12 protein-coding genes are annotated in these 11,994 nt (G+C 64.4%); 11 read left to right on the top strand and 1 reads right to left on the bottom strand.

What is annotated here, in order from left to right; genetic code table 11:
• Positions 1-85: 85 nt before the first annotated feature.
• From HXX15_RS08475 to HXX15_RS08460, 4 genes are all read left to right on the top strand, one after another.
• Positions 86-460 (top strand): BA14K family protein, encoded by a 375-nt coding sequence (locus HXX15_RS08475; protein WP_296514999.1) that lies wholly within the window; start codon positions 86-88, stop codon positions 458-460.
• Between the two features lie 315 nt (positions 461-775).
• Positions 776-1,405 carry a peroxiredoxin gene (locus HXX15_RS08470; RefSeq protein ID WP_296514997.1) on the top strand — a complete coding sequence of 210 codons (630 nt, stop codon included), beginning with the start codon at positions 776-778 and terminating at the stop codon, positions 1,403-1,405.
• Positions 1,406-1,783: 378 nt separating this feature from the next.
• Positions 1,784-2,986: an ABC transporter substrate-binding protein gene (locus HXX15_RS08465; RefSeq protein ID WP_296516881.1), complete on the top strand. Its 1,203-nt coding sequence runs from the start codon at positions 1,784-1,786 to the stop codon at positions 2,984-2,986.
• Positions 2,987-3,141: 155 nt separating this feature from the next.
• Complete coding sequence (locus HXX15_RS08460) at positions 3,142-3,906, top strand: DsbA family protein (RefSeq protein ID WP_296514995.1); 765 nt, start codon at positions 3,142-3,144, stop codon at positions 3,904-3,906.
• A gap of 120 nt (positions 3,907-4,026) precedes the next feature.
• Here the strand turns inward: HXX15_RS08460 and HXX15_RS08455 are convergent, their stop codons facing one another.
• Positions 4,027-4,251 (bottom strand): hypothetical protein, encoded by a 225-nt coding sequence (locus HXX15_RS08455; RefSeq protein ID WP_296514993.1) that lies wholly within the window; start codon positions 4,249-4,251, stop codon positions 4,027-4,029.
• Between the two features lie 489 nt (positions 4,252-4,740).
• Here HXX15_RS08455 and aroQ point away from each other — a divergent pair, with 489 nt between their 5' ends.
• The 7 genes from aroQ (at position 4,741) to HXX15_RS08420 (ending at position 11,974) form a co-directional block, all read left to right on the top strand.
• Positions 4,741-5,208, top strand: a complete 468-nt coding sequence (gene aroQ / locus HXX15_RS08450) for a type II 3-dehydroquinate dehydratase (RefSeq protein ID WP_296514990.1) — start codon at positions 4,741-4,743, stop codon at positions 5,206-5,208.
• A 39-nt stretch (positions 5,209-5,247) separates the two neighbouring features.
• A complete protein-coding gene (gene accB / locus HXX15_RS08445) occupies positions 5,248-5,742 on the top strand; it encodes an acetyl-CoA carboxylase biotin carboxyl carrier protein (RefSeq protein WP_296514987.1) in 495 nt (164 codons plus the stop codon).
• A 120-nt stretch (positions 5,743-5,862) separates the two neighbouring features.
• Entirely contained in the window at positions 5,863-7,218 is a 1,356-nt protein-coding gene (gene accC, locus HXX15_RS08440) for an acetyl-CoA carboxylase biotin carboxylase subunit (protein ID WP_296514985.1), read from the top strand.
• A 182-nt stretch (positions 7,219-7,400) separates the two neighbouring features.
• Entirely contained in the window at positions 7,401-8,930 is a 1,530-nt protein-coding gene (locus HXX15_RS08435) for a CHASE3 domain-containing protein (RefSeq protein WP_296514983.1), read from the top strand.
• Entirely contained in the window at positions 8,927-9,367 is a 441-nt protein-coding gene (locus HXX15_RS08430; RefSeq protein WP_296514981.1) for a response regulator, read from the top strand. The genes HXX15_RS08435 and HXX15_RS08430 overlap by 4 nt, the downstream gene beginning before the upstream one ends.
• On the top strand, positions 9,364-10,449 hold the full coding sequence (locus HXX15_RS08425) for a histidine kinase dimerization/phosphoacceptor domain -containing protein (protein ID WP_296514979.1): 1,086 nt from the start codon (positions 9,364-9,366) through the stop codon (positions 10,447-10,449). Before HXX15_RS08430 ends, HXX15_RS08425 begins: the two co-directional genes overlap by 4 nt.
• 97 nt (positions 10,450-10,546) lie before the next feature.
• Complete coding sequence (locus tag HXX15_RS08420; protein WP_296514977.1) at positions 10,547-11,974, top strand: caspase family protein; 1,428 nt, start codon at positions 10,547-10,549, stop codon at positions 11,972-11,974.
• Positions 11,975-11,994 lie beyond the last annotated feature (20 nt).

Here is an 11,994-nt window from a genome sequence, read left to right as displayed (position 1 = left end):
GGGTCACGATGCTCACGTTTCCAATTGATGGCTGCACTGATTTCTTGCCTGGTCATCAGCAACGATGAAATGGAAAGGCCGCGATATGACAATTCAAAAATCAGGTGGATCAGTTCGCAAGCTGGTGACGCGGGTGCTGGCAAGCGCCGTGCTGTTGTCGGTCTATATGTTGGGGCTGGTCGCCACGACCGGCGCGGTGATGACCGCCGGCATCACGCCGGCCCACGCGCAACGTGGTCGCGGACGCGGCTGGGGCGGCCGAGGACGCGGCTGGGGCGGCCCAGGGGTCGGCGCGGCGATCGGTCTCGGAATCGGCGCGGCGATGATCGGCGGCGCAATCGCGGCAAGCGAAGCCCAGCGTAGCAACGCGGTGGGCTATTGCATGCAGCGGTACCGGTCGTACGACCCCGCCAGCGGAACCTTTGTCGGCCGGGATGGTCTGCGCCATCCCTGTCCGTGACAGCGACGATCTAACAGGTCACGCCAGGATCAGTCGCGCGCCGGAACCGAACGACCGTTCGGGTGCGCGACTGAAATCATCAACCGGAGTTCGAGGCTGCTCGTTCTGTCGCGGGTGCCAAGCGAATCCTTCTGCATAAATCCTGCGTCGAAAGACTTCGCCCGCTACGACATTCGCGGGATTGCCGGCGATCCGGCTTGAGCAGAGTCAAGGCGCCTTTAACCAACCTCATAACGTTTGCTATCGTGGCCGATCCGAAAACACCGGCGCAGGACGATTCGGCGCGGCCTCCATCCAACCATCAGGATCAGAACAATGTCTCTTCATATCGGCGACACCGCGCCCGACTTTACCGTTCCCACCACCAAGGGTGAGATCTCGTTCCACAATTGGGCGGCGGACTCCTGGGTGTTCTTCTTCAGCCACCCGGCCGATTTCACCCCGGTCTGCACCACCGAGATGGGCAAAACCGCCAAGCTCGCGCAGCAATTCGCAGCGCGCAACGTCAAGCCGCTCGGGCTGTCGACCGATACGGTGCCGGAACATCTGAAGTGGATCGAAGACGTCAACGACACCCAGAAGACCGACCTGCAATTTCCGATCGTCGCCGACAAGGATCTCAGGGTCGCCAAGCTCTACGACATGATCCACCCCAACCAGAGCGACACCGCGGCGGTGCGGTCGGTGTTCATCATCGATCCAAACAAGAAGATCCGCCTGACCATGACCTACCCGATGAATGTCGGCCGCAACTTCGACGAGATCATGCGCGTCATCGACGCGCTGCAGCTCGCCGACCGGCAACGGATCGCCACGCCGGCGGACTGGCGTCCGGGCGACAAGGTGATCATCCCGCTGTCGATCACGGGCGACGACGCGGTCAAGGCGTTCCCGCAGGGCTGGGACGCACCCCGACCCTATCTGCGCTTGACCGATGTGAAGTAGCGGACGCACGTCCCTTGCCGGCCGCCGACATCGGCGACCGGCACGCGCTGTTTCAGCCAGTGCACCGCACTGCGCCGAACATCGCCGGGCGGATCGAAGCCTCGCGAACGGCCAAGTTCGGCCGCGCGCGTTCGGCGGCCGCAACACCACGGCCGATATCATGAGCGCGGTGATCAAGCTGCTTTGATCGTCGGCAGAAATACATGGCGCGCTGCAACATCGGTTTCGCCGGATCGATGCGGCAAACGACTGGCAATCCCGCGGTGCAGGCGTATGAAGGAAGCGCGCACGCCTCAACGGCGGCGTCCCACGAGAATTGCTCCGGGAGTTTTCGCCATGCTCAAGATGCCGTCGAGGGCCGGGACCCAATTCGCCACCATGCTGCTTGCCGCAACGCTCGCCGTCACCGCCAGCAACGCAGCGCTGGCGCAGAAGAAATACGACACCGGCGCCAGCGACACCGAAATCAAGATAGGAAACATCGTTCCCTATAGCGGCCCGGCCTCGGCCTATGGCGCGGTCGGCAAGGCGATGGGCGCGGTGTTCAGGAAGGTCAATGATGACGGCGGCATCAACGGCCGCAGGATCAATTTCATTTCCTATGACGACGCCTACTCGCCGCCGAAAGCGGTCGAGCAGGCGCGCAAGCTGATCGAGAGCGACGAGGTGCTGCTGTTGTTCGGCACGCTCGGCACCGCCTCGAACAGCGCGATCCACAAATACGCCAACGCCAAGAAGGTGCCGCAGCTGTTCGTCGCCTCCGGCGCCACCAAATGGAACGATCCGACCAACTTTCCGTGGACCATGGGCTGGCAGCCGAATTACCAGAGCGAGGGCCGCATCTACGCCAAATACCTGCTCAAGCAACAGCCCGACGCCAAGATCGCGGTGATGTACCAGAACGACGACATGGGCAAGGACTACCTGAAAGGCTTGAAGGACGGCCTCGGCGTGAAATCGTCGAACCTGGTCGCAGAGGAAAGCTACGAGGTCGCCGAGCCCACCGTTGACAACCACGTCGTCAGGCTGAAATCGCTCAACCCCGACATCGTGGTGTTCTTCACCACGCCGAAATTCGGCGCCCAGGCGATCAAGAAGGTCGGCGAGATGAACTGGAAGCCGGTCAACATCATTGTGGCCAATGTCAGCGCCTCGACCGCCACCGTGATGCGGCCCGCCGGGCTCGAGAACTCACAGGGCGTGATCTCGGCGGCCTATGCCAAGGACGTCAGCGATCCGCAATGGGCCACAGATCCCGGGATGATCGCCTACCGGGAGGTGCTGGCGAAGTATTTGCCGGAGATCAACCCGGCGGATCAGTCGGCGCTGACCGGCTATAACATGGCGCAGACGATGGTCGAGGTGTTGAAGCGATGCGGTGACAACCTGACCCGCGCCAACATCATGAAACAGGCCTCCAGCATCAAGAACCTGGAACAGGGCGGCCTGCTCCCCGGGGTCAAGGTTTCGACCACCGCCACCGACTTCTCACCGCTCGAGCAGCTCAACCTCATGCGGTTCGAGGGTGAGCGCTGGCAGTTGTTTGGCGACGTGATCGACGGTCGGGCCAACGGCGGCTAGCGCCCGCGGCATCGCTGCCAGCAGGCGCTGCCCGGCGGTGGATCAAGGAATTCTGACCGGATCGTGTTCATAAATTACGCGTATTCTCTCGGCAGAACGTCTATGACGCTTTGATCCGCCCGCCTTTCCAGGAACCGACCCCAAGGGGATTGCCCATGCCTTCGCTTCGCCTGCTCGCCGCCGCCCTGTTCGCGCTCGCCATCGGCGCCCCACAGGTCGCATCGGCGCAACAATTCTCCGACGATCAGCGCGGCCAGATCGAAAGCATCATCAAGACCTACCTGCTGAGCCACCCCGAGGTCCTGGAAGAGGTTTCGGCCGAGCTGAGCAAGCGGCAGGCTGCCGCCGAGGCCGAGAAGCATCAGTCAGCTATCAAGGACAACGCCGCGACCATCTTCGATTCGCCGCGTGGCGTCATGATCGGAAACAAGGACGGCGACGTCTCCTTCGTCGAGTTCTTCGATTACAATTGCGGCTACTGCAAGCGCGCGATGACCGACATGATCGAGCTGATGAAGGCCGATCCGAAGCTGAAGGTCGTGCTGAAGGAATTTCCGGTGCTCGGGCCCGGCTCGATCGAGGCCGCGCAGGTCGCGGTCGCGGTGCGGATGCAGGATCCGACCGGCAAGAAGTATCTCGACTTCCACCAGAAGCTGCTCGGCGGCAAGGGCCAGGCTGACAAGGCCCGCGCGATGGCCGCGGCCAAGGATGCCGGCCTCGACATCGCCAAGCTTGAAAAAGACCTCGCCAGCCCGGAAGTGCGCGCCACCCTCGAGGAAAATTTCAAGCTGGCCGAAGCGATGGGCATGAATGGCACGCCCAGCTACGTCATCGGCAAGCAAGTGGTTGTCGGCGCTGTCGGACTCGAAACGCTGCGTGAGAAAGTCGGGATCGCCCGTTGCGGCAAGGCGACCTGCTAGGGACGGGACGCGGCGAAGCACAAACCGGTCGCCCGTCCGGTCTGATCTGGACACCCGCAAGCGGGTGTCCAGGACAACATCGGTGGCTAATTACAACTCATGCCGCGATAGCGACTGCGGCTATGACGCCGCCTTGGTTTCTACCTTGTTTTCGGCGACGTGGACCCGGTCGGCATGCAACGACCATTCCTTCAACCGCTGTTTTTCGCAGAACTTCTTCTTTGCCAGCTCTGCCGCATCGCCGCTATTGGCGGCCTCGATTTCCAGCAAGCTCTGGCAGATCTCCGCCTGCCGACCATTCTCGCCGAGAATGTCCTTCAAAAATCGCACGGTGTAGCGAGCCATTAAAAATCTCCCACCTGTCCGAGCCCTTCGCAAAAGCATATACCAAAGTTGAAGAGTGAGTTTGACTTTTCTCAAGGCAATTGGAGAAGCCCCAGCGCCGCCGGCACGGCTGGGGAACCCGGCTCTCGCCGGAAAATCTCGGCCGGAGGCGAAAGCATACCGCCGACCTCGGCATCGGCGACGAACAGCCGCCGCGAGATCGCCTGCCACCCCGTTAGACCAAAAGCGGACTCCCCCACGGGGCGCCCGACGGCTTCGCCCCGAACGAGGTTAGCGAACGAATTCCGCGCGTTGCGGGCGGCTTCTGGCGCGGTGCCGGAGCCGATTCAACTACTGTCTGAACGTCTTGAGGCTTCCCCTTCGCCGCGAGGTTACCTATAAACCCGGCAGCAAGGTGAGTTCCGCCCGATTCCGAACAGCCAACGCAATTTGGATTTGGGCTAGGCGGCGCGCCCGCCATGCCCCACGCAGACATTGCCGGAAGTCGGGATGCCCAACACAACTCCCAAGACAGTTTACGTGCTGAACGGCCCGAACCTGAATTTGCTCGGAACCAGGGAACCGGAGATCTATGGCCGCGCCACGCTGGCCGACGTCGACCGGCTGTGTGCGGAGACCGCGGAGCGGTTCGGCCTCATTGCGCTGTGCCGGCAGTCCAACCACGAGGGCGAGCTGATCGACTGGATCCACGATGCTCACGCCGGCAAGGCGGCCGGCATCGTGCTCAATGCCGGCGGCTATACCCACACCTCGATTGCGCTGCACGACGCCCTGGTTGCGGTACAGATTCCGACCATCGAGGTTCACGTCTCCAACGTTTACGCCCGCGACAGTTTCCGCCATCACTCTTTCATTGCGAAGGCCGCCTTCGCCAGCCTGTGCGGCTTTGGCATCGACGGCTACCGGCTCGCCATCATGGGCCTCGTAGCAAAAATCGGCGCCGTCGCCAAAGCCTGACGGCCGCGCCCTCACCCACGAAAGTCTGGATCAAAGAATATGGCCCGCCCGCCTGAAGACAAACCAGCCGCGAAGCCCCATGCGACCGACGCAAAGCCGGTCGACGACAACGCGCTGATCCGCGATCTCGCGCTGCTGCTCGACGAGACCAATCTGACCGAGATCGAGATCGAGCGCTCGGGGCTGCGGGTCCGGGTCGCCCGCAACATCAGCATCAGCGCCGCGGTGCCACAGAGCTACCACCCGCCCGGCATCGCCGGCGCGGCGGTGCCGGCGCCGATCGCCGACATCTCCAAGCATCCCGGCGTGGTGCCCTCGCCGATGGTCGGCACGGTGTATTGGGCCTCGGAGCCCGGCGCCAAGCCGTTCGTCGAGGTCGGCAGCAAGGTGTCGGCCGGCGAGACGCTGCTGATCATCGAGGCGATGAAGACGATGAACCAGATCCCGTCGCCCCGCGCCGGCACCGTGACGCAAATTCTGGTCGAGGACGGCCAGCCGGTCGAATTCGGCGAACCGCTGGTTGTGATTGAATAGCAGCGTCTCCGTCGTACCCGGTCGACGCGCGCAAGCGCGCGTCCGGGACGACATCACGGATACCAACAGGCCGTCCCCTTCGAGACTCGCAGCTCAGGGTGACGGGAGAAGGCAGAGACGATGTTCGACAAGATCCTGATAGCCAATCGCGGCGAGATCGCGCTGCGGGTGCTGCGCGCCTGCAAGGAACTCGGCATCGCCACCGTCGCGGTGCATTCCACCGCGGACGCCGACGCCATGCATGTCCGGCTCGCCGACGAGAGCGTCTGCATCGGTCCGCCGCCGTCGAAGGACAGCTATCTCAACGTCCCGGCGCTGCTCGCCGCCTGCGAGATCACCGGCGCCGACGCGGTGCATCCGGGCTACGGCTTCCTGTCGGAGAACGCCCGCTTCGCCGAAATCCTCGCCGATCACAATCTGCATTTCATCGGCCCCAAGGCCGAACATATCCGCCTGATGGGCGACAAGATCGAGGCCAAGCGGACCGCCAAGCGGCTCGGGATTCCGGTGGTCCCGGGCTCCGAAGGCGCGGTCGGCCCTGACGACGACGCGATGGCGATCGGCAAGGCGATCGGCTTTCCGGTGCTGGTCAAGGCCGCCTCCGGCGGCGGCGGCCGCGGCATGAAGGTGGCGCAGACCGCCGACGACCTGTTGCTGGCGCTGTCCACCGCCGGCAACGAGGCCAAGTCGGCATTCGGCGACGCCTCGGTCTATCTGGAGAAGTACCTGCAGAAGCCGCGGCACATCGAAATCCAGGTGCTCGGCGACGGCCGCGGCGGCGCGATCCATCTCGGCGAACGCGACTGCTCGCTGCAGCGCCGCCACCAGAAGGTCTGGGAGGAAGGCCCGTCCCCGGTGCTGAGCCCGGAGGCCCGCGCCAAGATCGGCGCCACCTGCGCCAAGGCGATGCAGGACATGCAATATCTCGGCGTCGGCACCATCGAATTCCTCTACGAGGACGGCGAGTTCTATTTCATCGAGATGAACACCCGAATCCAGGTCGAGCACCCGGTCACCGAGATGATCACCGGCATCGACCTGGTACTGGAGCAGATCCGCGTCGCCGCCGGCGGCGACCTGCCCTGCACCCAGGACGAGATCGTGCTCAACGGCCACGCCATCGAGTGCCGCGTCAATGCCGAGAGCCCGGTGACGTTCCGGCCCTCGCCCGGCAAGATCACGCGCTACCACCCGCCCGGCGGATTGGGGGTCCGGATCGATTCCGCCGTGTATCAGGGCTACACCATCCCGCCCTACTACGACTCGCTGGTCGGCAAACTGATCGTCCACGGCAAGACCCGCGCGGAATGCCTGATGCGGCTGCGGCGTTCGCTCGACGAGATGGTGGTGGACGGCATCGAGACCACGCTTCCGCTGTTCCGGGCGCTGGTCCGCGAGCCCTCGATCATCGACGGCGACTACCACATCCACTGGCTCGAACAGTATCTGGCCGCAGGCGACGCCCAGACCGGCTAATTGCCGCGCTGGCGGCGTTCCCCTTGTCCGAACGGATCTTGTCCGGCGCGGCCGCTGCCCGCTGGCAAAGGTCGTTGGGCTAAAAGGCTGATCGCGGAACCAATGGCCGACTTTGGCGTTGTCGCATGATTTCGCTGACTGACCGGGGTGGCTGCTTTTGCTGACGTTGTCGAAGGTGCGCGGTGACGGTTGAACGCGCGCGGGAACGGGCTCTTGTCCAGATCGCCCTGCTGACAGTCGCTTTCGCCGTGCTGGTCGCGGTGAGCATCGCGTCGGTTTACTGGCTGGCGAAAGCCCGCGAGGATAGTGCATGGGTCGCCCATACGCTCGAGGTCGAGAACCAGATTTCGCTGGCGCAATTGCAGATGCGCCGCGCCGAGAGCGCCGAACGCGGCTTCCTGCTGACCAGGCAACCGGAATTCACCACCGACTATGAGGAAGCCGCGGCGCAGATCATGCCGCTGCTGACGCTGTTACGGTCGCTGGTCCAGGACAATGCCAGCCAGAGCGCGGCGATTGCCGAGATCATCGCGCTGACCGAGAGCCGGCTCGATCAGTTTCGCCGGGTGATGACGCTGGCGAGCCAGAGCAAACAGGACGAGGCCAACGCCATCATCCGCGGCGGCGCCGGCCGCGAGACCATGAACAAGATCCGCGATCTCGCCGCCGAGATGCGGCAGGAAGAGCACCGCCTGTTCCTGCTGCGCACTGCAGCGGCCGACCGCAGCCAGTCGCTGGCCTCGATCGTCACCACCACCGGATCGGGACTGGTGCTGGTGCTGGCCGGAGTCTCGATCTTCCTGGTGCGGCGCTCGGCGCGCGCCCGCGACGACGCCGAGGCGCAATTGCGCGACAACAACGTCAACCTGGAAACCACCGTCGACGAGCGCACCGCCGATCTGCGCGAGGCCAACGAGGAGATCCAGCGCTTCGCCTATATCGTCAGCCACGATCTGCGCTCGCCGCTGGTCAACATCATGGGCTTCACCAGCGAGCTCGAGGAATTGCGCACCGACATCTTCCGTCGCATCGCCACGCTGAGCCGCGCCGCCTCGCCCCAGGCGCTCGACGCCAGCCTCGACGACCAGGGCCAGCCGCTGCTGGATGAGGCCGACCGGCAGCTGTCGCAGGACTTCACCGAGGCGCTCGCCTTCATCAAGTCGTCGATCGCCAAGATGGACCGGCTGATCAGCGCCATCCTCAACCTCACCCGCGAGGGCCGGCGCGAATTCCAGCCGGTGCCGATCGACACCCGCGAGCTGATCGAAAACATCGTCTCCACCATGGCGCATCAGGCCGCCGAGGCCGCGGCGGAAATCCGGATCGAACCGCTGCCGGAGATCGTCAGCGACCGGCTCGCGCTGGAACAGATCTTCTCCAATCTGATTGACAACGCGTTGAAGTATCTCAAGCCCGGGGTTCCCGGCGACATCACCGTGCGCGGCCGGCAGCGGCTCGGCTTCGCGATTTTCGAGATCGCCGACAACGGCCGCGGCATCGACCCCAAGGACCACCAGCGGATCTTCGATCTGTTCCGCCGCGCCGGCACCCAGGACAAGCCGGGACAGGGAATCGGGCTGGCCCACGTCCGCGCCCTGGTGCGGCGGCTTGGCGGCACGATGTCGGTGGCCTCCGAACTGGGCAAAGGCAGCACATTCACCATCACCCTGCCGACAAAATGGACGGCGACCAAACCGGAAACCCGCGCATGAGCAACCCAGTGACGATCATCATGATCGAGGACGACGAGGGCCACGCCCGCCTGATCGAACGCAACATTCGTCGCTCCGGCGTCAACAACGAAATCATCCCGTTCACCAACGGGACGGCGGCGCTGGATTATCTGTTCGGCGCCGACGGCAGCGGCCTCGACCACAAGGGCCGCGCGTTGCTGATCCTGCTCGACCTCAATTTACCGGACACCAGCGGCATCGACATCCTGCGGCGGGTGAAGGACAACGACCACCTCAAATGCACGCCTGTCGTGGTGCTGACCACCACCGACGACGCCCACGAAATCAAGCGTTGCTATGAACTTGGGTGTAACGTCTACATCACCAAGCCGGTCAATTACGAGAGTTTCGCCAACGCGATCCGCCAGCTCGGGTTGTTCTTCTCCGTGATCCAGGTTCCGCAAGCCAACGCATGACCTCAACCGCGCCCACCCTGCTGTATATCGACGACGACGAGGCGCTCGGTCATCTCGTGGCCCGCGGTCTCAAGCGGCAGGGATTCCGCGTCGAGCACGTGCTGAGCGGCGAAGCCGGCCTGGCACGGCTGCGGCAAGGCGGCATCGACGTGGTCGGGCTCGACCAGTACATGCCCGGCCTCGACGGGCTGGAGACGCTGGAGCAGATCCAGACCATTCCGGATCCGCCGCCGGTGGTGTTCGTCACCGCCTCGCAGGATTCCAGCATCGCGGTGACGGCCCTGAAAGCCGGCGCCGCCGACTATCTGGTCAAGGACACGAACGGTGATTTCATCCCGCTGCTGCATGTTGCCGCCGAAAGCGCGCTGCGGCAGGCTGCGATTCGTAAGGCGCGCGACGAAGCCGAGGCCGAGGTTCGCGCCTCGCGCGACCGCTATGCGGCGCTCGCCGCCGAGCGCGAGATGCTGCTGCGCGAGGTCAATCACCGGGTCGGCAACTCGCTGCAGATCATCGCCTCGCTGCTGCATCTACAGGCCTCCTCGAGCAAACAGGAAGAGGTCAAGGCGGCGCTGACCAACGCGATGGGCCGGGTCGCGGCGGTGGCGCAGGTGCATCGCCGGCTCTACACCTCGCACGACCTCAAGAGCGTGATGCTCAACCAGTATCTCGAAGCCCTGCTCGAAGACCTGCGGCGCTCCGCCGAAGGCAACCGGATGTCGCGGCTGACCCTGAAAGCCGAAGCCGTGGAGATCGATCCCGACCGCGCGGTGGCGATCGGCATCATCGTCAACGAGCTGGTGATGAACGCGGTGAAGTACGCCTATCCCAACGGCGCCGGGCCGATCCATGTCGAGCTCAAGGCCGAAGGTGACGAGCTCGAACTGGCGATCGCCGACGGTGGCGTCGGCCTCAACGTCAAGGTCAATCCGGACTCCACCGGGATGGGCCAGCGCATCGTCAACGCCATGGCCTCCAAACTGAACGCCTGCGTCGAACGCGACCCCAGCCATGCCGGCACCCGGATCGTGCTGCGGTTTCGCCGGGTCGATGCACCGGCGACGACGCAGGCGGCGGTGGACTGACGGCGGCCGTCGCTCACATTCCCTGCCCGCGGCTTAATCTGGATCAAGGCCATCGGTCCGAATGCACGCTTGTGTCGCGTGCTCGGAGAGATCGATCATGCGTGTGGATTTGGTGTTTCGAATCGCAATCGTGCTGCTGGCGCTTGCGATCACATCGCCCGCGTTCGCCGAGCGCAAAGTGGCGCTGGTGGTCGGCAATTCGAATTACGCCAACGTGGTGCGGCTACCCAATCCGCGCAACGACGCCGGCGACGTCGCCGCCAGTCTGAAGACACTCGGCTTCGACGTCACGCCCGGCCTCGATCTCGATCGTAACGGACTGCTCAATGCGCTGGTGGCGTTCGGACGCGCGGCGGAAGGCGCCGATGTTGCGCTGTTCTTTTACGCCGGCCACGGCCTGCAGGTGAACGGCCAGAATTATCTGGTGCCGGTCGACGCCAAGGTCGAATACGAGGCCGAGCTCGATCTCGCATTGGTCCCGGTGCCGCTGGTGATGCAGCAGCTCGCCCGCGGCAGCCGGGTCAACATCGTGATGCTCGACGCCTGCCGCGACAATCCGTTCGCCAAGGAGCTGTCGCGCACGCTCGGCACAAGGAGCGCCTCGGCACTGGGCCGCGGCCTCAGCCGGATCCAGTCGGCCTCCGGCACCTTCCTCGCCTTCGCCACCCAGCCCGATAACGTCGCGCAGGATGGCGACGGCCGCAACAGCCCGTTCACCCGCGCTTTGCTCGCCAACATGGCCAAGCCGGGCCTGTCGCTGTCCGACATGATGATCGAGGTTCGCAATGACGTGATGCAGCAGACCAACGGCAAGCAGGTGCCGTGGGATTCCTCATCGCTGACCGGGCGGTTCTCGTTCAAGGTCGAGGGCACGGTGACGGTCACGCGTGAACGATCGTCGGAGCCCGCGGACAGCGGCACCGACACCCGCCTGGTCGAGCGCGGGGCCTGGAATGCGATCCAGGACTCCGGCGACCGATCGGTGTTCGAGCGCTTTCTCAAAGATTATCCGGACAGTCTGTATGCGCCGCTGGCGCGCGAAAAGCTCGCCAAGCTGACGCCGGAGAAAAGGCGCGAGCCGGAGATTGCCGTGGCGCGACCGATGCAGCCACAGGCCAGCGCGCGGGCAATCGTCGTGCCGGCGACCTCCGTCAATATGAAACGCAGTCACCACGTCGAGGTCGGCGGCGGGCTTGCTGCCGCCTACGGGCCGGATGTGATCCACAACGCCCCGCCCTACACGCTCTCCGCCAACGCGGCGGAATGGACATTCGCGGCGCCGGCCGCCGGCCTGTACCAGCTCGATATCGAATTCGCCGCGCTGGAACGTCGTCCGGTGAACATCACCATCAACGGCGTCACCGTCCGCGCCGACGGGCTCAACGAGACCACCGGCGGCTGGACTCCGGAGTATCAGCAATTCCGACCACAGGGCTGGTACGGGCTGCGCGCCGGCGAGAACCGCATCCGGCTCGAGACCGCCAGCGTCTTCCCACACATCCGGACGCTGCGCTTCACGCCCTGAGAGCCTGGATTTCGTCATTG

The sequence above is a fragment of the Rhodopseudomonas sp. genome (assembly GCF_013377015.1).
GTDB lineage: Bacteria > Pseudomonadota > Alphaproteobacteria > Rhizobiales > Xanthobacteraceae > JARJEH01.
Note: the sequence above shows the minus strand (reverse complement) of the source record. Positions and strands in the feature narration are given on the sequence as shown.